The organism is Caloramator sp. Dgby_cultured_2 (genome assembly GCF_028872215.1).
Lineage (GTDB): Bacteria > Bacillota > Clostridia > Clostridiales > Caloramatoraceae > Caloramator > Caloramator australicus.
Genome location: NZ_CP118396.1, coordinates 1,788,917 through 1,810,108 on the forward strand (window position 1 = coordinate 1,788,917; position 21,192 = coordinate 1,810,108).

General features: G+C 32.0%; 19 protein-coding genes and 7 pseudogenes. 6 read left to right on the forward strand and 20 right to left on the reverse strand.

The annotated features are described in order from the left end of the window. Window positions 1–50: 50 nt before the first annotated feature. The 15 genes and pseudogenes from PWK10_RS12480 to PWK10_RS12560 form a co-directional block, all read right to left on the reverse strand. A complete protein-coding gene (locus PWK10_RS12480) occupies window positions 51–1,211 on the reverse strand; it encodes a glycoside hydrolase family 38 C-terminal domain-containing protein (RefSeq protein ID WP_274766262.1) in 1,161 nt (386 codons plus the stop codon). A gap of 223 nt (window positions 1,212–1,434) precedes the next feature. Next, entirely contained in the window at window positions 1,435–1,689 is a 255-nt protein-coding gene (locus tag PWK10_RS12485; RefSeq protein WP_342455792.1) for a hypothetical protein, read from the reverse strand. Then, window positions 1,635–2,675, reverse strand: a complete 1,041-nt coding sequence (locus PWK10_RS12490) for a glycoside hydrolase family 38 N-terminal domain-containing protein (RefSeq protein ID WP_274766263.1) — start codon at window positions 2,673–2,675, stop codon at window positions 1,635–1,637. Before PWK10_RS12490 ends, PWK10_RS12485 begins: the two co-directional genes overlap by 55 nt. 12 nt (window positions 2,676–2,687) lie before the next feature. Beyond that, window positions 2,688–3,059, reverse strand: a complete 372-nt coding sequence (locus tag PWK10_RS12495; RefSeq protein ID WP_274766264.1) for a hypothetical protein — start codon at window positions 3,057–3,059, stop codon at window positions 2,688–2,690. Window positions 3,060–3,169: 110 nt separating this feature from the next. Beyond that, entirely contained in the window at window positions 3,170–4,831 is a 1,662-nt protein-coding gene (locus PWK10_RS12500) for a glycoside hydrolase family 38 C-terminal domain-containing protein (RefSeq protein WP_274766265.1), read from the reverse strand. Then, window positions 4,828–5,486, reverse strand: a pseudogene (locus PWK10_RS19970) (glycoside hydrolase family 38 N-terminal domain-containing protein). Before PWK10_RS19970 ends, PWK10_RS12500 begins: the two are co-directional and overlap by 4 nt. Next, the gene (locus PWK10_RS12515; protein ID WP_274766268.1) at window positions 5,465–5,629 is read right to left on the reverse strand and encodes a hypothetical protein; all 165 of its coding nucleotides are present in this window, start codon (window positions 5,627–5,629) and stop codon (window positions 5,465–5,467) included. The pseudogene PWK10_RS19970 and the gene PWK10_RS12515 overlap by 22 nt, the downstream one beginning before the upstream one ends. Window positions 5,630–5,641: 12 nt before the next feature. Beyond that, window positions 5,642–6,723, reverse strand: a pseudogene (locus PWK10_RS19975) (ABC transporter ATP-binding protein). Window positions 6,724–7,155: 432 nt separating this feature from the next. Then, window positions 7,156–7,590 carry a hypothetical protein gene (locus PWK10_RS12530; RefSeq protein WP_274766271.1) on the reverse strand — a complete coding sequence of 145 codons (435 nt, stop codon included), beginning with the start codon at window positions 7,588–7,590 and terminating at the stop codon, window positions 7,156–7,158. A gap of 11 nt (window positions 7,591–7,601) precedes the next feature. After that, on the reverse strand, window positions 7,602–8,315 hold the full coding sequence (locus PWK10_RS12535) for a carbohydrate ABC transporter permease (protein WP_274766272.1): 714 nt from the start codon (window positions 8,313–8,315) through the stop codon (window positions 7,602–7,604). A 247-nt stretch (window positions 8,316–8,562) separates the two neighbouring features. Next, complete coding sequence (locus PWK10_RS12540) at window positions 8,563–9,678, reverse strand: extracellular solute-binding protein (RefSeq protein ID WP_274766273.1); 1,116 nt, start codon at window positions 9,676–9,678, stop codon at window positions 8,563–8,565. Window positions 9,679–9,680: 2 nt separating this feature from the next. Next, window positions 9,681–10,013: a hypothetical protein gene (locus PWK10_RS12545; protein WP_274766274.1), complete on the reverse strand. Its 333-nt coding sequence runs from the start codon at window positions 10,011–10,013 to the stop codon at window positions 9,681–9,683. Between the two features lie 96 nt (window positions 10,014–10,109). Beyond that, window positions 10,110–10,280 carry a hypothetical protein gene (locus tag PWK10_RS12550; RefSeq protein ID WP_274766275.1) on the reverse strand — a complete coding sequence of 57 codons (171 nt, stop codon included), beginning with the start codon at window positions 10,278–10,280 and terminating at the stop codon, window positions 10,110–10,112. A gap of 149 nt (window positions 10,281–10,429) precedes the next feature. Beyond that, on the reverse strand, window positions 10,430–11,098 hold the full coding sequence (locus PWK10_RS12555; RefSeq protein WP_274766276.1) for a hypothetical protein: 669 nt from the start codon (window positions 11,096–11,098) through the stop codon (window positions 10,430–10,432). 11 nt (window positions 11,099–11,109) lie between these two features. Further along, complete coding sequence (locus tag PWK10_RS12560) at window positions 11,110–11,814, reverse strand: alpha-amylase family glycosyl hydrolase (protein WP_274766277.1); 705 nt, start codon at window positions 11,812–11,814, stop codon at window positions 11,110–11,112. Between the two features lie 372 nt (window positions 11,815–12,186). Here PWK10_RS12560 and PWK10_RS12565 point away from each other — a divergent pair, with 372 nt between their 5' ends. From PWK10_RS12565 to PWK10_RS12575, 3 genes and pseudogenes are all read left to right on the forward strand, one after another. After that, window positions 12,187–12,525, forward strand: a complete 339-nt coding sequence (locus PWK10_RS12565) for a LacI family DNA-binding transcriptional regulator (protein ID WP_274766278.1) — start codon at window positions 12,187–12,189, stop codon at window positions 12,523–12,525. Between the two features lie 44 nt (window positions 12,526–12,569). Next, entirely contained in the window at window positions 12,570–13,202 is a 633-nt protein-coding gene (locus tag PWK10_RS12570) for a substrate-binding domain-containing protein (protein WP_274768268.1), read from the forward strand. 30 nt (window positions 13,203–13,232) lie between these two features. Then, window positions 13,233–14,347, forward strand: a pseudogene (locus PWK10_RS12575) (glycerate kinase). Window positions 14,348–14,375: 28 nt separating this feature from the next. On the opposite strand, the gene ppaX reads toward PWK10_RS12575, so the two are convergent. The 3 genes from ppaX to PWK10_RS12590 form a co-directional block, all read right to left on the reverse strand. Further along, the gene (gene ppaX, locus PWK10_RS12580) at window positions 14,376–15,014 is read right to left on the reverse strand and encodes a pyrophosphatase PpaX (RefSeq protein WP_274766279.1); all 639 of its coding nucleotides are present in this window, start codon (window positions 15,012–15,014) and stop codon (window positions 14,376–14,378) included. Window positions 15,015–15,083: 69 nt separating this feature from the next. Further along, window positions 15,084–16,751 (reverse strand): glycoside hydrolase family 13 protein, encoded by a 1,668-nt coding sequence (locus PWK10_RS12585; RefSeq protein WP_274766280.1) that lies wholly within the window; start codon window positions 16,749–16,751, stop codon window positions 15,084–15,086. A 12-nt stretch (window positions 16,752–16,763) separates the two neighbouring features. Further along, window positions 16,764–16,946, reverse strand: a complete 183-nt coding sequence (locus PWK10_RS12590; protein WP_274766281.1) for a hypothetical protein — start codon at window positions 16,944–16,946, stop codon at window positions 16,764–16,766. Window positions 16,947–17,112: 166 nt separating this feature from the next. Between PWK10_RS12590 and nadA the strand changes: the two are divergent. The 3 pseudogenes from nadA to nadC all read left to right on the forward strand — a co-directional run bounded on the left by nadA (window position 17,113) and on the right by nadC (window position 20,113). Further along, window positions 17,113–18,014: pseudogene (nadA, locus tag PWK10_RS12595) on the forward strand (quinolinate synthase NadA). A 1-nt stretch (window position 18,015) separates the two neighbouring features. Further along, window positions 18,016–19,308, forward strand: a pseudogene (locus tag PWK10_RS12600) (L-aspartate oxidase). Further along, window positions 19,289–20,113 (forward strand): annotated as a pseudogene (gene nadC / locus PWK10_RS12605) (carboxylating nicotinate-nucleotide diphosphorylase). The pseudogenes PWK10_RS12600 and nadC overlap by 20 nt, the downstream one beginning before the upstream one ends. An 18-nt stretch (window positions 20,114–20,131) precedes the next feature. On the opposite strand, the gene PWK10_RS12610 reads toward nadC, so the two are convergent. Both PWK10_RS12610 and thiD read right to left on the reverse strand, forming a co-directional pair. Continuing rightward, the gene (locus PWK10_RS12610; protein WP_008908452.1) at window positions 20,132–20,320 is read right to left on the reverse strand and encodes an H-type small acid-soluble spore protein; all 189 of its coding nucleotides are present in this window, start codon (window positions 20,318–20,320) and stop codon (window positions 20,132–20,134) included. Window positions 20,321–20,380: 60 nt separating this feature from the next. Continuing rightward, window positions 20,381–21,162, reverse strand: a pseudogene (gene thiD / locus PWK10_RS12615) (bifunctional hydroxymethylpyrimidine kinase/phosphomethylpyrimidine kinase). Window positions 21,163–21,192: the final 30 nt, after the last annotated feature.

Here is a 21,192-nt window from a genome sequence, read left to right on the forward strand (position 1 = left end):
TTCCCCAAGGTCAATACCGCATAAATATTTATCCATAATCTCACCCATTTTTAAATATATATTTTTAATGTCACTATTTCTTTTGGTTTGAAGATTAAACTAATATAATTATTACTGTGATTTAGTTCATCTTTATCTTCTTCTAACATGTTAGAAAGCAAAATTCTATTAAAATTAAAATTTAACTTTATTTTAGCAGATTGTTCAATCCCTGTTATATTAAATAATCTAATAATTATTGCATCATCAAATTCTGCCTTTTTAAAAGCCGATAAAATAACACCCTCCCCTTCAACTTGTAGTAGAGAAAATTTATTAGGTAAAACACTTTTCGTTCCTTTATTTGAATAATAAGCAATTAAAGGCGTTTCATATTCAAAGGCTCTTTTGAATACATTATCCCTAATACAATCCTTGCTATGAAGAACAATTGAATATTCAAATGTTCCTTCTCCTATGCATTGTGCATCTTTTGTAAAAATAACCGGCGTTGTGCAGGGTTGACCATCTTTTGAATTTGGAAGAACATCCCTAAACAAATAACTTACTGATCTTAAAAGGGTTATACTTACCTCTACATTCTTTTCTTTTTTAGTTTGATATTCATAAATACCTCTTGTAGCAAGAGTAAAGGCCTTTTTATCGTCTGAAATGCTTACAAATAATTGCATAGGTTTAAATGGTGTTTCAATTTCATTTTCACTTAAGTCGCACTCATTTATTTTTACATTTCTTTCTATTATATCAAAGGGAATATAGGCATTTTCCTTTTCTGTATTTATACCCGAATTAAAATTAACTGTCAATATATGGTCCTTTGCATTATTTTGAATTTTTGTTTTAAAATCAATTCTATCGATTCCTTTATAGAGGATCACATATGAAATTATTTTATTAATTACCTTGTCTTCGCTTCTTTTAACAAATCCATCAACGCCGTCTGGGACTTCCATTTCAAATTCAAGCTTTATGGTAGAAGATATATCGCTATTTTTTATTATTGATAAATTCTTTAATATTGGCAAAATTACTTCATCCCTAAAGGCAGGAGAATATTCGTATTCGTTTCCTGCATCGGATCTATCTTGAAACAAATGCATTCTTTCATAGTAATTAGAATTTTTCTTATCAAAGATATTGAGTGTTCCATCTGGGTTTACTTCTATTTTATAGTATTCATTTTCTATAAGTCTACTAAAAGTATATTCCATAGATTTTTGAACATATCTTCTTTTTCCCTTAAAAGTTTTGGGGTTACTTTATAAGTTTTATATCCTAATGGGGGAATCTTTTCAGCAATAAACCTTATTTTAAAGCAAATAACTCGTTGTTTTTCCTTAGATTTATGCTTAAACTCATTTAATTTAACTTTTTCATAAATATCAATTATTTCATAATCTACTTCCTCTTCACCATCATAAATTGATATATCTTTTACATTTTTTCTGAAGGAAACTCAATATAAGCTTCAACAACATCCCTTCTTTCCCAATTAAGAGGATTAAAAACAACCAATGCCATATCTTCATCTTCAAAGTCCTTCATATCAATTAAATTAACAATATTCTCCATTGCTTCTTCTGTTAATCTTCTGCTTATTTCAAAGCTGTGTTTATATCTATGTTCTACATCCTTCATGGTTTCATCTGAAGAGCATCCACATATACTGTCATGGGCATTATTCTTAATAAGCTCTTTCCAGGCCTTTTTATAAGATTTTTAGGATATTTAATGTTGAATATGGCCCCCAAAGTATTCAATGGCTCACAATATTTTTCAAGTTGTATTTCACACTTTTTATTCATTTGCTTTATTAAATATCTTGTCGAATAAACCGATGGATTTATTTGGGATGAATTAGCATCCCTAAGCTCTCCCGTAATTTTTAAAAGTTCATCAAATTTAACATTCTTCTTAACTTCTTCAATATAATCATCAACGGATGATTGAAGGATTTCTATATCTTTAACTTCCTCTTTAACCTTCTCTAATAGTTCAGGTAGATTTTCCTGAGGATATAGGTGATCTGATCCATTTAGAAGCAAATAAACTCCACTTTTATTTGTAGGCTTTAGCCTATTTAAAACCTCAAGTAAATGTTCCGTGGGTGATTTTCCCAAAAGTCCAAAGCTTTTTAAGTTCCAATATCCAAGTTTTAAATGAATCCCTAAAATGCTTGATCCATCCTCAGAATTAAATAAAAATTCGCTATCTGGACATCTTTTATTATCAAGACCTCTAAAGAATAATACATTGTCAATATTAAAACCCCTTAGTATTTGTGGTAGCTGCGAAATATGGCCAAAATTGTCCGGCAGATACCCTGAATATGACTTCCTGCCAAATTTAGCAGCTATATCATGCCCTAACAAGAGATTTCTAATTAAAGATTCCCCGGATGGTAAAAACTCATCCGGGATAACATAAAAGGGTCCAATAATTAGTTTGTTGTTTTTTACAAGTTCCTTTAATTCTTCATATCTTTCTGGATTTATATCTATATAATCTTCAAGGGGGATCGTTTGTCCATCAAAATAAAATGATTTAAAATTATCCTTTTTTAAAATATCTAACAATTCATCCATCATGTCGCATAATCTAATTCTAAATTCATTAAATGTCCTATACCATTCCCTATCCCAATGGGTTGTAGAAACCACATAAACCTTATCCATACCGTCACTTCCTTATAAATATTCTTCCACCATCTCTAGGGCTCTTTTCTTTACTCTACTTAAGTTTAGCTTATATCCAATATCCCTTAATTTTTCATCAAGTTCTTTTAGAAAACTTTCATATTCATCTAAATTTTTATCTTTATTCATTTCTAATAGCGTTCTTTTTGCAAGTAAATAAGATATTTCTGCTTCTAAATATGCTCTATTAAAACTTTCCTTTTCTAGATCTGTTTTTGAAGCTTTCATAAGCTCAAATAATTTAATAGCCCTTTCCCTTTCTTTTTCTACATCTTCTAAGGTAACTAAAGGTGATGATATATAATTTGAAAAATCTTCACTAAAATCACTTTCATTTAAAAGATTAAATTCTGCTTTTTCCAAAACATCTTCTTTACCCTCATAAACAATCTTTATTGTCGTGATTTCCTTAGGTTTTACATTAATAGTTATGCCTCCATTATTAATTTGTAAACTTTCAATTTCATCTTCAATTAACGTAACCTTAGATGCTTTTTTGCATTTAATAATGTTCTTATACTGATTTCTTTTTCGTTTTCATCTAAGTTTACAAACCTTATTATTAATCCTTGTCCGTCTTCTGAGGGTTTTATTGAAGTTACTTTAACATTTTTATCTAAAAGCTCTATAAATCCTAAATCCTTTTTAATAGTTCCCCTATGCCTATCTGTCTCAACAATAATTAAAGGCGAATTATACAATGCATGGTAATTAATAAGATCTATATTACAGTCATGAGGAATAACAGCATATTCAAAAACCATCTCCCTTAAGCATTCTGCTTCAGGAGTAAAAATATTAGGTCCAGCATCGCCTTCTCTTGTCAATAAATTTTCCTTTGCTATCCTATCTACTGCTCTAAAAAGAGTTATGGCTACAACATTATCCTTAATAACTTCATACTCATAAAGTCCCTTAGTTAAAATAGCAAGTCCTTCACTTTTATCATTGATATCTATTAATCCTTTTGTTAGTTTAGTTCTTGAGGCAAAAGGTTCCCTTGCTCCCTTTATTATCCTTTTAACACTATCAGGAATCTCATAATATTCTGGATCTACATCAACTTTTTCATTATATATGTCATATTGAGTATAGGAATCGACAAAATCTGTTTTTATATTTGTAGGAAATAATACCCTTAATCTATGATCCTTTGCAGTATTTTTTATAAAAGTTTTAAACTTTATCACTTTTGAATCAGCCTCTATTGTTATGTAATTTACTATTGGTAGATCAATTCTTTTGTTTGATCTTAAATTATCTTCTAATTTTTCTGGAAGGCTAAGAACATATTCTATCCTTGCAACTATTCTTAAAGAGCTTTCTTCAACAATTTCTATTTTGGGTTTTAAATTCAACGTATTAATTTTCTCATCGTTGATTATATGACTAAAATTATACTCATCTCCTGCATCAGCTTCATCTTCAAAATAGCATAGATTTTTGTATTCTCTCTTAGTTTCTTTATCATACAAATCGAATGTTCCGTTTTCATTTATTTTTATTAAGAAAAACTTATTTTCGATTACATTATCATAAACCTTTATTCCATCGTGTTTAATTATTTCTCTATTATCCTTCTCTTTAAAAAATATCCTCTTAAATCCAAAGGGCCTTATCTTCTCTAAAAATAATACTATTTTGCCGTCAGCTCTTTCAAAAATTATATCTTTACACTCTTCATCAACAGGTATTAAGCCCTCATAATTATCCTCTAATACTATAATTTCCTTTCTTTCCAATGGATAAAGATTAAATATTACAATTTGTTCTTTACTATCTACATTCGTATCTATCAAAGGAATTATTTTTAATAAAGACTTTTCTATTCCTTCTGAAGTAAATTTTTCAACAATTTTATATCTATCTTCCATATCCCTATGAACATCATCTATACTTACCCCGCAAATGCTATCATGGGGGTGATTCTTTAAAAGGGTTCTCCAAATAGTATCCCTATCTATATCAATGCTCTGTCCTAATATATACCCCATTCCAATTAAAGGCTCTAGCTGCCTTATTAGTTTAGTTTCACAATTGTAATTCTTTATTTTAAGATAATTTCTAGTTGATATAACGCCTGGAAAAACTGAAATTAGTTTTCCACAGTCCAATATTTCACTTATTTTAATCATTTTTTCTTTATATTTTTTATATTTTCAAAGTATTCCTGTGGCAATAATTGCTTAACTTCTATATCTTCAAATTGTGTATCCTCCAAAAGTTCTAAAACATCATCAGGATATATTTCCTGATCATATCCGTTCATTATTAGCACATTATTAGAAAACGTAAAATCTTTAATCTTTTCAAATTCACTTTCAATTCTCCTTTTAAATATTTCTTTAAATTCACCTAATCTCATCCCATTTCTATAACTTGCAATTAAATATGAAGCTAAAACTTCACTTTCATCTGGAGATTGCCATATAAATTCCGATTTTACATTATCATCTTTAAATTTAGCTCCCCTCCATACAACCAATGAATCTATTCCAAATTTTTGTGTATTTGTGGGCACTGACTAACTTGTCCAAAATTATCTAAAAGCCAACCTATCATCATAGGTTTACCAAATTCTTTTGACGTTTTAAGCCCATACAATATATTCCTTACTAAACACTCTTCATCAACTATCTTCCAATCCGTTTGCATATAATATGGACCAATAACTAAGTTTCCCTTTTCGACATAATATTTTATCTTGTTCTTATATTCCTCTATATTTAATCCTTTTTTATTAAGTTCATCCAAATAATCTTCTAAAATTAAAGTTTGTCCATCAAGCACAAACTTAAAATCCGGCTTTTTTGAAAAACACCAAATAATGAATCAAAGAACTTTAAAAGCCATTCGTTCGTATATGGACTATTAAGATACCATTCCCTATCCCAATGGGTATGTGAAATTATTGATACTGTCCCTTTTTTCATTTTGCTCCCCTATTAATCCTCGTCTTTATCAAATAAATGAACTTTATTTTCTTTAAACCTCAAGTAACATCTTTCATCCATAGGAACATGCTTTTCTGGCTCCACTCTTACGGTTATCAAATGCCTTCCCATTTCAACGGTTATGTAATCATCGGAGCCTAATGTTTCTCTTATAGATGTAATACCACTTAAAGAATTATTATCTTCTTCAAAAGTTATTTCTATATCCTCAGGCCTTATTCCAAGGACAACATATTTACCCTTTATTCTTTCTTTTATTTTTTTAATTAATAAATCTGGAAGTTCTATTTTTCCGTTTTCAAATACAAAATAATTTTTCCCTTCAATAGTCGTTAGCTCACCATTTATAAAATTCATAGCCGGGCTTCCTACAAAACCAGCAACAAACTTATTGGCAGGGTTGTTATATATTTCAGATGGTGTTCCTATTTGCATTAATTTCCCATCCTTCATAACAGCTATTCTATCGCTCAATGTCATAGCCTCTGCCTGATCATGGGTTACATAAATTATAGTTGATTTTAACTTTTTATGTATTCTTTTAAGCTCTGTCCTCATTTTTACCCTTAATTTTGCATCTAAATTAGACAATGGTTCATCAAGAAGTAAAACCTCTGGATCTAATACTAGCGCTCTTCCTAGGGCTACTCTTTGTCTTTGTCCACCTGAAAGTTCAGCAGGCTTTCTGTTTTCAAGTCCCTTTAGATCTAAAAGATCTAAAACCCAATTTAGCTTTTCTTTTCTAGTTTTTTCTGGAACCTTTTAATCTTAAGTCCAAAGGTTATATTGGCTTCAACCGTCATGTGTGGAAATAGTGCATAGCTTTGAAATACCATTGCAATACCTCTGTCCTTTGCAGGGATTTCATTAGAAAGTCTATTACCAATATAAAGCTCACCTTCACTTATATCTTCAAGTCCTGCTATCATTCTAAGGGTTGTTGACTTTCCACATCCCGAAGGACCAACAAGACTTAGAAATTCACCATCATTTACATTTATGTTTAAGTCCTTTACTGCATGATAACCATTAGGATATTTCTTATTTATATTTATTAACTTTAATTCTGCCATTTTCTTACCTCCATCCTTTACTTAACTGCTCCCTTAACCATTCCAGCAATCATATACTTTTGCACAATAAAAGTAAATATAATAACAGGTATTGAAACAAGTAGTGATAATGTTGAAATAGATACTAAATTAGGTGAAAAGGAACCAAGTAGCGTCTTTAAATAAACAGGTAATGGAACCTCGCTGGAAACCGAAGTAGCTGTGATAAAATAAGAAAATACAAACTCATTCCATGAAAGTAAAAAGGAATAAATAGCTCCTGCTGCAAGCCCAGGTGCTGCTATAGGTAAAACTATTCTTAAAAAGCATAAAACCTTGATGTTCCTAAAATCAAAGCTTGTTCTTCTAAATCAACAGGTATAGTTTCAAAAACGCCCTGAGCTATAAAAATTATATATGGTAAACTAAGTAAGCAATGAGCTAATGAAATTTTTATTTCATTAGGAAGGTTATAGAAAAAGATTTATTAAAAATGTATGAAACAGGAATAACTGATGATATATCAGGATAAAACCTTATGGCGAGTATCAAAAAGAGCAAAACTGCTTTTCCATTAAACTTAAATCTTGCCAGGGAATACGCAGCTGGTGTTCCTAAAACCAAGGAAAAAGTAACTGTCAAAAGAGCTATTTTAAGACTAAGCCACCCATTCCCCCAAAATCTTTTGTCTCCTAAATAATATCTATACATTTCAAAAGTGGGTTTAAAGGGCCACCAAGGAACAGGATATTCCCCACCAGTTATCCAGCTTCTTCTATCGCTTATGGAATATTTGAACATTATATAAATAGGAAATATTACTAGAAAAATTGATAAAATTAATAATAGTAGCCATATAATTTTATCTGCCTTTATTTTTTCATCCAATCACCACCTATTTATGCTCTGATGAGATACCTATTTATTTTATTAAGAACATAAGTGAGAACATATGATGTAACTAATATACAAATAATTAAAACAACCCCTACCATTGCTGCTGTCCCTGGATCCATTAATTGGACATAATATTTTTCTATTAGAACCCCTAGAATAGGATATGAAGGCGCTAATATGTAAGGGAATATAAATTCCTTCCATGCTTCAATCGATCTTAAAATTAACACAGAACTTATCGATGGCATAAGCATTGGAATTGTTATATAAAAGAAGTTTTGAATTGCTGTTGCTCCCATAGTCCTTGCAGCTTCATATTGTTCCTCGTTTATTTGTTGTAGTCCAGATAGTAATATAAGCATGGAAATAGGCGTATCTCTCCACACTTTGCCAAATATAGATAATCCCATCGATGTATATGGGTTGCTTATAAAAGAAATCTCATAATCGACGATTTTAGGGAAAAAGCTGTATCTACCCATTAAAAGGCTAGTTATATGTCCGCCTTTACTAAACAAAATCAATAGAACTGAAGTTGTAACTATGGTTGGAATTGCAAGGGGAAGTAATAAAATACTCCTTACTATACCCCTTCCTGCAAAACTTTTATTTATTAGCATAGCAGTTATAAGACCAGTGATAAGTTGTAGAGGCGTTACAACTAATACAAATATTAATGTTCTCTTAAATGCCTCTGAAAATTCCTTATTAAACATAGGATCATTGAAAATTTTTATGTAATTATATAAAGTAGGTGATAAAACTTCATCCCCACCAGCATACTTAGTAAGTGAAAGCTTTAGAAGATAAAAACCGATTACTACAGCAAAAACCTATATATAAAAATGCTGGTAGCAAAGAATAAATTAAAAATGCATTCTTTTTAATACCCTTTAAAATCCTTCGCAATATATCACCTCATTTATTAAAATTTAGAACTGTGGACAAAGCCACAGCTCTATTTTATTTATTTAATTCCTGTTTTGCCCTTGGAGCGTAAACATTATCAAGAGTTTTTGAATAATCTTTATCGCCTACAACTATATCATACCATGCTTCAAGGTAAAGATTTTGAATTGCTGGCCATTGTGGAACCATTGGTGCAGGTAATATTCCTTGTTTTTCTTGTTCCATAGCAGTTTTAAATACATCCTGCATCCATGCTTCCTTAAAGCTTTCACTTAGATTTTCATATATGTCCTTTCTAATTGGCATCATACCAAAGTTTGAACATTCATTAGCATGGTTTTCTTTGTTTGTAATAAATCTTGCAAGGGTATATGAAAGTTCCTTATCTGGAGTGGACTTTGGAATTCCCCACCACCAACCAGCAGCTTGTGAGTGATGTCCTCCTATTCTTGCTGGTTGTCCATCTTTTATTTCTAAAGATGCTCCCATTGGCATAATTGCAAGTCCCATATCATCTGGATTAGCAAGGAATCCTTGCATCGCTGGGTTGCTACCTCCGTGTATAAAGAAGGCGTCAATTTGATGCATAAAAGCTAAGAATACTTTACCTTGTGCCATTGCATTCCAAATACCGCCACCTGACCATTCTTCCTGCCACATGGCTGGGTTATATAAACCATTCTTTTTAAAGAAGGCTTCCCATTGGAAGGTATCCTTAACAGGTTGAGTGTTCATTGCAAGCATATCTTCTTGGTTTCCACCCATTTGATAAACCTTTGTCATAATTTCAATAACAGTTCCTTCATATTTCTTTGCTCTATGTGCTATTCTTGGTTCTTTAGTTCCATTGTATGGCGTATTTGCCCAATAGTATCCTACAACAGCTAAGTCATACCAATCCCATTGATTTGGATCTGCCTCTAATGTATAGCCATCAGGCAAACCATAACCATTTTCCTTTTTAAACATTTCATTTATTTGTGGCTTCATTTTTTCCCAGTTATTTACGGCATCTTCTACTTTAGATTTTAAATATAAAAGAGTATTAGTCTCTAGTTTTCTTGGAATATAATATACTTTACCATCAATTGTTGCCATTTCAATTGCCTTATCAACATATTCTTTAATATCTTCTTTATATTGATCACCCGCTACTTCATCTAAACTCATAATCAAACCTTTTTAGCAAGTGGATAAATTTGCATAAAAGGAACTTTAACTAAAGCAATTGTATTTTTGTCCTTATCAAGTTCTAAAATATTGTAAAGGTCTGTATCTTTTTCAAAGGTTCTAACATTAACCTTAACCCCATATTTTTGTTCAAAGGCAGCTACTATGTTTTCTCTAAACCACTTATCCTGTGCCTCCATCATACGAATGTAAATTGTAACTTCTTTACCCTTAAATTTATCAGTATCATCATTTGCAATTTGTTTACTACATCCACTAAAAAGGCCTGTTAAAACAGCTAAGCCAATTAAAAAACTTAACATTCTTTTTAACATCGGATTTCCCCCTAATTAATTTTATATGTTTATTTCTTAAGAAACAAATAAATTTGAAATTTCCACCTCCCCTAAAATATAGAATATTTATTTTGTTTAAATATAACGTATCCAAATAAAATCATATGGTTCCAATACAACCTCTATACAATTATCCTTTGTAACTACTATATTGTTTTTAGTAAGAGGAATAATATCTCCCTTCGTAAATTTTATTTCCTCCATAGTTATTTTCAATGTTATTGTTTTGTTAGTAACATTGTTCAATGATAATATCTTTTCCTTTTGTGATGAGCGCAATATAGCAATTACATCCTGCGAAATATCTAATATTTCTTGTTTTGCATTAGGATGGAAAGCATCATGTTGTTTTCTAATTTTAAGTAGATCTTTAAAATTGTTATAAACCCTATTTCTTATGCTTTTTCATCTTTAATTTCTTCCTTTACCTTATAATAGTCAAACTTTTCTCTATTGATAGTTCTATTTTGTCCTGTAATCTTTACCCCTTCATAATAATTTTGTGATCCTAATATGCTATGGACATAAATTCCTGGAATCCCCTGTAAAGCTAATATTATCGAATAGGCGTTTATAAACTTTCTTATTTTTATTTCATCATCTTCTTCATGATCAGAAAGTGCATTAAAATAGGATATATTAAGTTCGTAAGGTCTTTTTGAACCATCAGGGTTAAATTTATAAGAAACTAATCCACCACGTCTTTTAGTTATCTCAACGAGCTCGTCTATTTCCTCTTCATCTACTATGCCTCTTATCGGATTTAGTCCTATGCCATCATGAGAGGCTAAAAAATTAAAAAATGTAGTTTCATCTGAAAAAGGTTCTATCGTCTTTGCCCAATCGTTAAACACCTTTGAACTTTGTCTTATAAAGGTATAAAGAACTAAAGGTGGTAAAGGAAATTGATAAACCAAATGAGCTTCGTTATTTCCATCACCAAAATAAGATATATTGTCCTTATGAGGAACGTTTGTCTCAGTTATAATCTTTACACCAGGTGCTACATAGTCTAATATATCCCTAAACAGCTGAACAATAAGATGAGTTTCTTCTAAGTGCATGCAAGTTGTTCCTATCTCCTTCCACAAAAACCTATTGCATCCAGTCTTATTAAATCTGCACCCTTCTCAACATACAATAATAAAACTTTAATCATATTTAAAAGAACTTCAGGATTTTTATAATTTAAATCTATTTGGTCTTCACTAAAGGTTGTCCAAACATATTTTGTTCCAATTTTAGTTTCAAATGCTGTTAAAAGTGGGAGGGCCCTTGGTCTTATAACTTTAGAAAGATCGGTTTTAGGATCCACTACTATAAAATAATCCTTATATTTTTCATCACCCTCTAAAAATCCTTTAAACCATTCACTTTTTGCCGATATGTGATTGCAAACAAAATCAAACATCAACTTATAATCCTTTGAAATTTCTTCTATATCTTCCCATGTTCCAAGATCCTCATTTACAGTTTCATAATCTATAACTGAAAACCCATCATCAGATGAATATGGATAAAATGGCAATATGTGAATAGTATTTATATAATCTTTAAAATATTCATCAGAAAATCTTTTCAAAAACTTTAGAGGTTTTTCTCTATCTCCCTTAAATTGATCCCCATATGTAATTAAAATAACATCTTCTGAAGAAAAATCTTTACTTCTCCTTTTACCCTCCTTCACATTATCCAACATTTGCATTAATCTTATATAAATCTGATCTATATCTTGGTCTTTATATATCCTTTTTAGTTTTTCTTTAATTTTTACTGTCATGCAAACCCTCCTGTTAAAATCGTTTTCATTACCAATTTATTTATTTCTATGAATTGTTTATTAGTAAATATCAATAAACTATATAACTAAGCATTATCTTATATAAATAATCAGCAAATACATAATCTAATTTAAATATTATGTTCATAAAAGCGTTTTCATTATTATCATAGGATAATTTCAGAACCATTACAAAAGCTATTTGTGTAATTAATCATCATTTTTCTTGCATTTTCTCCTTCATTTTCTTTATATCTCTTATTTTTAGAAAATTTATAAAATTGTTATGAAAATGTTTTCATAAAATATTGAAATGCTTCTTAAATTTCTTTATAATTTAGTTAAACCACATTTTAATCTGGAGGTATTAAAATGCCAGCTACAATAAAGGATGTCGCAAAACTTGCAAACGTTTCTATCTCTACAGTTTCTAGAGTTATAAATAATTATGATAATGTTAAACCAGAAACAAGACAGGCTGTTTTAGATGCAATTAAAAAGTTAAATTTTAAGCCAAACAAATTAGCCCAAAGCTTAAGCTCCAATGCCTTTCCAGCCATTGGCGTTGTTTCTTTATCTAGATTTTCTAATGAAGCGTTTTTACCAATTGTCCTACAAGCTATTGGTGAAGTTACTGAAAATAAAGGATATGAAATCGTTTTAAATACCTCTAAGAATGAAGATGAGGAAATAAAAAATGTATATCCTTAATAGAAAGTAGGATTGTTCAAGGATTTATTATCTTAAGTTCAAAAATAAATGATCTTTTAGTAGAAAAACTTTATGAAATGCAGTTCCCCTTTGTTCTATTAGGTAGGAGTATGAATGAAAGACTTGCAAATGAAATTTATTCTGTTGATACAGATAATTATACAGATTCTAAAGAAGCTGTTAAATATCTCTTTCAAATTGGCCATAGGAGAATAGGTTTTATCCATGGCCCACTGAAATATGTAGTTAGCCAAGATAGATTAAACGGCTATATAGATGCTCATAAGGAAGCACTTCTACCTGTTGATTATTCTATTATAAAGGATGGAGGCTATACTATAATCGATGCCTATAGAGCAACAAAGGAAATATTAAAAAATCCTTCTATTCCTTCGGCTATATTTGTTAACGATGATCTTAAAGCTATTGGAGCCTATAGAGCAATAATTGAAGCAGGCCTTAAAATACCTGATGATATTTCTATATTGGGGCATAACAACTATGAGATATCACAAATTTTATCTCCTCAGCTTTCAACAATAGACGTTCCAATTAAAATGCTTGGGGCAGTTGCTACACAAAAATTATTTGATTTAATTGAAAATAAAGAAGTAGAAACAAGAACCATATTGGAAACCCGTTTTATCGAAAGAAATTCCTGCAAGAAATTAACTTAATTTAAGTAAAGTAATATTTGGAGGGGTATCATGAAAATTCTCATCTGTCCAGATAAATTTAAAGGTAGCCTATCGGCCCTTGAAGTTGCAAGATGTATAGAAAATGGAATATTAAAGGTCTTTCATGAAGCCGAAATTTATAAGGTTCCAATGGCGGATGGTGGTGAAGGAACCTGTCAGTCTTTAGTTGATGCAACTAGTGGAAGGATTATTAAAACTATTGTTAAAGATCCCCTTTTTAGAGATATAGAAAGTTTTTACGGTATATTAGGCGATGGTGAAACTGCTGTAATAGAGATGGCAGCAGCCTCGGGGCTTTATCTTCTTAAAGAAAATGAAAAAATCCTATGATAACAACAACCTATGGAACAGGCGAGCTTATAAAGGATGCACTTGATAAGGGGTGTAGAAAATTTATTATAGGAATTGGCGGCAGTGCAACAAATGATGGCGGTGCCGGTATGGCTATGGCCCTTGGTGTTAAGTTTTATGATGAAAATGGAAAAGAAATTGGACTTGGCGGTGGAGAACTTGGAAAAATAAGATATTTTGATACTTCAAACTTAGATAAAAGATTATATGAATCTTCATTTATTGTTGCCTGTGATGTAACTAATCCTTTAATTGGTGAAAACGGTGCATCTAAAGTTTATGGTCCCCAAAAGGGGGCAACTAAAGAACTGGTGGAAGTTTTAGATAAAAATCTTAAACATTATGGAATTTTATTAGAAACGCGCTTTAATAAAAAAATAATTGATGTTCCAGGTTCAGGTGCGGCAGGTGGGCTTGGTGCAGGTCTTTTAGCCTTTTTAAATGCAACTTTAAGAAACGGAATTGAAATAGTTATAGATACATTAAGGCTTGAGGATAGGATTAAAGAAACAGATATCATAATCTCTGGTGAAGGAAAAATAGACAGCCAAACCGCCTTTGGAAAAACAATATGTGGCATTGCAAAACTATGTAAAAAGCATAAAAAACCTCTAATTGTCATTGCAGGAACCGTTGAAGATGTTGACAATCTTTATGAAATTGGAGTTAGCAGTGTATTTTCTATAATAAATAGGCCAATGCCTTTAGAAGAAGCCCTTAAAAAGGCACCTGTGCTTATCGAAAATACAGCAAAAACATATTTAGGCTTATAAAATCTTTAAATTAAGGCACCTTTCACCTTTAGGGTGCCTTAAAAAATTTCAAAATATCCCTTAAATCTTCTATTACAAAATCTGGTTCAAAGTTTAAAAGTTCCTCTAAATCTAACATAGTATATTTAACAAGACAGGTTTTTGCTCCTGCATTTTTACCACATAGGATATCGAAATGGGAATCTCCAACGAATAAAACATCCTTAGGCTCAAGTCTTAACTTTTCACATGCCTTTAAAATTGGCTCAGGATCTGGCTTGTGTTTTACTGTATCCTCTGGGGTTATTACAACATCTAAATAATCCAAAAGGTTAAATAACCTAAGACCCCTTTCTGCCATTACCCTTCTTTTAGATGTTACAACTCCAAGAAGTATTCCTCTTCTATTTAGCTCCTCCAATGTTTCCCTTGCATAATCCATCTCCTTAACCATGCTGTCGTGATTAATTTCATTGTATTCCACATACGTTTTATACATTTCTTCAAATCTTTCGCTATCGAACCTAGATAGGGTAATCTTTAAGGGTTCGCCAAAATATTTTACTATTTCCTTATCATCAGGAATATAATCTAAATGCTTCTTGAAGGTATGCTTATAGGACTCTAAAATCAGATTGTTTGTATCGATTAAAGTTCCATCAAGATCAAACAAAACTGCCTTAAACAATTCTTTTTCCTCCTATGTAAGTTTTCTCATAATAAAAATAATAAAATAAAGAGGTTGAAACTTCAACCTCTAAAATAGATACACCCTTGCTTCATATGGCCTAAAGTGCATCTTTTCCTGCAATTTTTCTTCATCATAATTGCTGATTAAAAGTTTCATATCCTTTTCTAAAAGTTCCTTTGGTAGATTTATTTCAACCTCGTCCTTTGAAAAATTCATTAAAACTAAAAGATTTTGACCTTCAAAATGCCTTGTATAGGCAAATATTTTCTCATCATCTTCAAATAAAAGATTAATATCGCCATACACTATTACAGAATACTTTTTCCTAAGTTCAATTAGCCTTTTATAGTAATAAAAAATCGAATTTTTATCTTCAAGGGCTTTTTTAACGTTTATCTTCTTATAGTTTGGATTAACTTTAATCCAAGGTGTTCCTTTTGTAAAACCTGCATTTTCGCTGTCATCCCACTGCATAGGAGTTCTTGAGTTATCCCTTCCCTTTTTATAGATAGCTTCTAAAAGCTCTTTTGGATGATGCCCTTTTTGAAGCATTTCGTTATACCAATTTAATGTTTCTATATCCCTGTAATCCTCTATTGATGGGAACCTTACATTTGTCATTGCTATTTCTTCACCTTGATAAATATAGGGCGTTCCCTGCCAAGTATGGATAAAGGTTGCAAGAAGCTTTGCTGACTCTACCCTATACTCCTTATCATCCCCAAACCTTGAAACCAGCCTTGGCTGGTCGTGGTTATTTAAATAAACTGAATTCCACCCCTTTTCCTTAAGCCCATTATACCATTTATACATTATCCTTTTGAAATCAGTAAGCTTCCATGGCTTTACGTCCCATTTGTTTTTCCCAGAGTCTATATCCATAAGCTCAAACTGGAAAATCATATTAAGCTCATTTCTGTCATAATCCACATAAAGCCTTCCAATCTCTGGAGTAACCCCGGGAGTTTCACCGACAGTCATTATATCGTATTTTGATAAAACTTCCCTATTCATCTCCTGTAGGTATTCATGAACCTTAGGTCCGTTGGCGTAATACTTAAATCCTGGTTGTTCTCCTTTTTCTTCTGCTTCATAATCATAAGGGAGCCCCTCAAACTTTGAGATAAAGTTTATAACATCCATTCTAAATCCATCTATTCCCTTATCAAGCCACCACTTCATCATTTTGTATACTTCTTTTCTTACATTTTCATTATCCCAGTTAAGGTCCGGCTGCTTTACTGCAAATAGATGAAGATAATATTCATCGGTGTTTTCATCATACTGCCATGCCGAACCTGAAAAGAAGGATGTCCAGTTGTTTGGCGGATTGCCGCCTTTCCCTTTTCTCCATATGTAAAAATCTCTATAGGGATTATCATTTGATTTTCTAGATTCTATAAACCATATATGTTCATCTGAAGTATGATTTACAACAAGGTCCATAATAATTTTAATTCCCCTCTTATGGGCCTCAACAAGGAGCTTATCAAAATCCTCCATAGTTCCAAACTCATCCATAATATCGTAATAATCGCTTATATCATATCCATTATCGGCGTTTGGGGATTTGTAAATTGGATTTAGCCAAATTATGTCCACCCCAAGTTCCTTAAGATAATCAAGCTTTTCAATTATCCCCTTTAAATCCCCGATTCCATCCCCATTTGAATCATAAAAACTTCTTGGATAGATTTGATAAACAACGCCTTCCTTCCACCATTTTCTCTCCATATTAGTCCTCCTTTAGTTGTCATTATTTTCATTTTTCTGTTCCTTTAAAACATCTCTAACAGCCCTTTTAATGCTATCCTCCATGTTTATTAAATTTTCTTCAATTGCACGTTTAACTGCTTGATAAATTACAAAATATAGGATTGCGATGTTTATAAGAAAAAATATAAGGGTTATTATTGGATTTAAAAACATTAAAATCATCCCCTTTATAAACTTTTATTCAAATTATCTCATAGATAACAATATTTTGTAAATATTATAAATAACCAAACTTTTATGGCAAAATAACTTAAGTAAAGTTGCTATTACTGTATTGCTTATATATAATATTGTATATACAGATGTAAAGGAAGGTGTAATGATGATAGAGGAAATAAAGAAACTAAAGGAAGAAAAGGATGCTCTAATCCTTTCCCATAACTATCAAAGGCCTGAGGTTATAGATATTGCCGATTTCGTTGGTGATTCCTTTTACCTTAGTCAGGTGGCAAAGGATTCAGATAAAGGGACAATAGTATTTTGCGGCGTTGATTTTATGGCTGAGAGTGCTAAAATTCTATCACCTGATAAGAAAATTCTTCTTCCTGTTAAGGATGCAGGATGCCCTTTAGCTGAGATGGTGGATATTGATGAATTAAAAGATTTAAAGAAAAACATTCAGATGCAACATTTGTCTGCTATATAAATACAAGCGCTGAGGTTAAGGCCCTTTGTGATGTCGTTGTAACATCCTCAAATGCTGTTAGGATAATAAAAAGGATAGAAAATAAAAAAATTGTTTTTCTTCCTGATAAAAACCTTGGGGAATTTGTAAAAGAGCAGGTTCCAGAAAAGGAAATAATCCTTTGGACTGGTTTTTGCCCAACCCACCGTAAAATTTCTAAAGAGCATATACTATCAATAAAGGAAAATATTAAGGATTTAGTAGTTCTTACTCACCCAGAATGCGAAAGGGATGTTAGGGAAATATCTGATTTTATAGGCAGCACAAAAGAGATAATAGATTATGCTACTAAAACAAACTACAAAAACTACCTTATTGCAACCGAAGAAGGAGTTATCCATACATTGAAAAAGCTAAATCCAGACAAAAACTTCTACATTCCAGGCCTTACGGCAACCTGCCCTAACATGAAAAAAACGAGGCTTATAGATGTATATGAGAGCCTTTTATATTCAAGATATGAAATCCATGTTGACGAGGAAATTGCAAAGGGAGCTAAAAAAGCCCTTGAAAATATGCTAATGCTTGCAAGGTGATATGATGATAAATTGTGATGTTTTAATAGTCGGAAGTGGAGTCGCCGGACTATATGCAGCGTTAAATTTAAGAAGAGATCTTAATATAATATTAGTTTCCAAAACTACTTTAAAGGAAACCAACACCTACCTTGCCCAGGGTGGTATTTCAACTGCAAAGGACGAGGAGGATATAGAATCTTTCATTGAGGACACTCTAAAGGCTGGAAATTACAAAAACAATTTAGAGGCAGTAAAGGTTTTGGCAAAAGAGTCGATGGAAAATATTAAAAGGCTCATCGATTTTGGCGTGGAGTTTGACAATATAAATGGAAGGCTTTTATTTACAAAGGAAGGTGCCCACAGCACCAATAGGATAGTTCATGTTAAGGATTGGACAGGTAAAGGCGTTGCAAAAACCCTTATCAAAAATGTATTAAAGAGAAAAATATCAAGGTTTATGAAAACACAAAATTAACAGACCTTATATCTGAGAATAACAGATGTCTTGGCGGGATATTTATAAAGGATGGAAAGTGCTTTAATATCTATTCAAAGGTTACAATCCTTGCAACCGGAGGTATTGGAGGCCTTTTTAAAAATTCAACCAATCAAAGGATTTTAACGGGAGATGGCCTTTCCGTTGCTATAAGGCATGGTGTTAAAATAAAAGATATCGAGTTTATCCAATTCCACCCTACCGCCCTTTATGAGGAAAAGGATGATAGAAGATTTTTAATTTCGGAAAGCCTAAGGGGGAAGGTGCAGTCCTTTTAAACCACAAGGGTGAAAGATTCGTTGACGAGCTTTTACCAAGGGATGAGGTTTCTTTAAGAATATTAGAGGAAATTAAAAAGTCAAATAAACCCTATGTCCTTTTAAGTGCAAGGCACCTTAACAGCTCATACTTAAGGGATAGATTCCCTACTATATATAGCGAATGTTTAAAAAGGGGAATAGATATAACTAAGGATTTAGTTCCTGTCGCGCCAGCTCAGCATTATTTTATGGGTGGAATTGAAGTCGACCTTTTTCAAAAACATCAATGGATAACCTTTATGCCGTAGGTGAGGTATCCTGCACAGGAGTCCACGGCGAAAATAGGCTTGCCAGCAATTCCCTTCTTGAGGGGCTAGTTTTTTCAAGAAGGGCTGCGGAGGATATAAATAAAAATATAGATGGTATTAAGCTGATAAAGGCTTGTAAAAACAGCCTAATTAACATCGATGAAATAGAAAGAGAAAATAAAAGGATTGTTATAAAAGAACTTAAAAAGAAAAGGTGGGATCTTAAGGATGAATTTATCGATGATTGATAAACTAATACAGGATGCATTAAATGAAGATGTTACTTATGAGGATATAACGACTGAGGCTATAATCCCTGACGACCTTTATCTACAGCAAACCTTATTGCAAAGGAGGATGGAGTATTAGCAGGGCTATTCGTTTTTAAAAGAGTGTTTGAGCTTTTAGGCGAAGTTGAAATTGAAGGCTTTAAAAGGGACGGAGAAGAAGTTAAAAAGGGGATATAATATGCACCCTTAAAGGAAAAACTAAAAACATTTTAATAGGTGAAAGGACCGCCCTAAATTTTATCCAAAGGATGTCTGGTATTGCAACCCTTACACGGGAATTTGTAAAAAACTTGAGGGCACAAAGGCAGTTTTGCTTGATACCAGGAAAACAACGCCAAATCTTAGGATATTAGAAAAATACGCAACCAGGATGGGCGGTGCAGTGAACCATAGATTCAACCTTTCCGATGGGATTCTGATTAAGGACAATCACATCAAAGCTGCAGGAAGTATAACAAGGGCTGTAGAACTTGTAAGAAAAAGATACTCTAATTTAAAAAAGATTGAAGTTGAAACGGAAACTTTAGATATGGTAAAGGAAGCCCTAAGCTGCAACGTTGATATAATAATGCTTGACAATATGAATCTTGACCTTATAAAGGAAGCAGTAAAACTTATAAATGGAAGAGCTCTAATAGAGGTTTCTGGGAACGTCAATCTTAACACAATAGGCGACATCGCCAAAACAGGAGTCGATTTTATTTCAACAGGCGCAATAACCCATTCATATAAATCGCTGGATTTGAGTTTGAGGATAGTTTAAAAATAGGGACGGTTAAAGTTAATGAACCGTCCCCGTTTCATGCAAATCATTTACCGATACTGTAAGGTGCATTCCATTATCAAGCCTTCTTACTTTTGCTACGTTTCTTGTATCGTCAAGTTCTTCAATCCATACAGGCTTATTTTCATATTGAACTTCAATGCTTTTTGTTGAATTTAGAATTTCCTTTACTCTATTTTTATCCATCATCTCACCTCAAGGTTAGTATGCAACCTTTTTATATAATTATTCATTCATCATTTTTATTTAATCTAAATCTAAAAAATGGTCAATAGGTCCAACACCGTATCCAATGCTGAAGGAATTTTCAATTGCCCCTTGAATATATTCTTTACTCCTTTTAACTGCATCGACTATTGAATAACTTAATGCTAAATTACAAGCTATGGCAGATGATAAAGTGCAGCCTGTTCCATGGGTATTTTTACTTATGAGCCTTTTACCCTTAAAATATGTAAAATCCTTTCCATCATATAAAACATCAATTGGTTCACCATCAAGATGTCCACCCTTTATAAGGACGTTTTCTGCTCCAAGTTTATATATTTTATTACAAGCCTTTTCCATATCTTCGATATTTTTTATCTTAATTCCAGCCATCAAACTTGCTTCATCTATATTAGGAGTAATTATAGTGCATAAAGGAATTAAATCCTCTACTAGTGTGCTTATGGCTTCATCCTTTAAAAGCTTAAATCCACTTTTAGAAACCATTACAGGGTCTAAAACTATGTTTTTGCATTGTAATAGGTTAAAGCCTTCGCTACTGTTTTTATGATTTCACTTGAGGATAGCATGCCTATTTTAACTGCATCCACATCTATATCTTCATATATTGCTCTAATTTGCATTTCTATAAATTCCTTTGGTAAATCAAAGGCTGCCAAAACACCTTTTGTGTTTTGTGCAGTAACTGACGTTATAACACTCATGCCGTAAACAAGATGGGCTGAAAATGTTTTTATGTCCGCTTGAATTCCTGCTCCTCCTGAGCTATCCGAACCTGCAATCGTCAAAACCTTTTTCATGTTTACACCCCCAAAAAAATTAACTTTATA

What these genes read in the sequence shown, in the direction of transcription:
- PWK10_RS12480 (WP_274766262.1), bottom strand. Translation starts at nt 1,211, where the DNA reads ATGGAATATACTTTTAGTAGACTTATAGAAAATGAATACTATAAAATA.
- PWK10_RS12490 (WP_274766263.1), bottom strand. Translation starts at nt 2,675, where the DNA reads ATGGATAAGGTTTATGTGGTTTCTACAACCCATTGGGATAGGGAATGG.
- PWK10_RS12500 (WP_274766265.1), bottom strand. Translation starts at nt 4,831, where the DNA reads ATGATTAAAATAAGTGAAATATTGGACTGTGGAAAACTAATTTCAGTT.
- PWK10_RS12515 (WP_274766268.1), bottom strand. Translation starts at nt 5,629, where the DNA reads ATGAAAAAAGGGACAGTATCAATAATTTCACATACCCATTGGGATAGG.
- PWK10_RS12535 (WP_274766272.1), bottom strand. Translation starts at nt 8,315, where the DNA reads ATGTTTAATAAGGAATTTTCAGAGGCATTTAAGAGAACATTAATATTT.
- PWK10_RS12540 (WP_274766273.1), bottom strand. Translation starts at nt 9,678, where the DNA reads ATGAGTTTAGATGAAGTAGCGGGTGATCAATATAAAGAAGATATTAAA.
- PWK10_RS12545 (WP_274766274.1), bottom strand. Translation starts at nt 10,013, where the DNA reads ATGTTAAAAAGAATGTTAAGTTTTTTAATTGGCTTAGCTGTTTTAACA.
- PWK10_RS12555 (WP_274766276.1), bottom strand. Translation starts at nt 11,098, where the DNA reads ATGCACTTAGAAGAAACTCATCTTATTGTTCAGCTGTTTAGGGATATA.
- PWK10_RS12560 (WP_274766277.1), bottom strand. Translation starts at nt 11,814, where the DNA reads ATGACAGTAAAAATTAAAGAAAAACTAAAAAGGATATATAAAGACCAA.
- PWK10_RS12565 (WP_274766278.1), top strand. Translation starts at nt 12,187, where the DNA reads ATGCCAGCTACAATAAAGGATGTCGCAAAACTTGCAAACGTTTCTATC.
- PWK10_RS12585 (WP_274766280.1), bottom strand. Translation starts at nt 16,751, where the DNA reads ATGGAGAGAAAATGGTGGAAGGAAGGCGTTGTTTATCAAATCTATCCA.
- PWK10_RS12590 (WP_274766281.1), bottom strand. Translation starts at nt 16,946, where the DNA reads ATGTTTTTAAATCCAATAATAACCCTTATATTTTTTCTTATAAACATC.
- PWK10_RS12610 (WP_008908452.1), bottom strand. Translation starts at nt 20,320, where the DNA reads ATGGATAAAAATAGAGTAAAGGAAATTCTAAATTCAACAAAAAGCATT.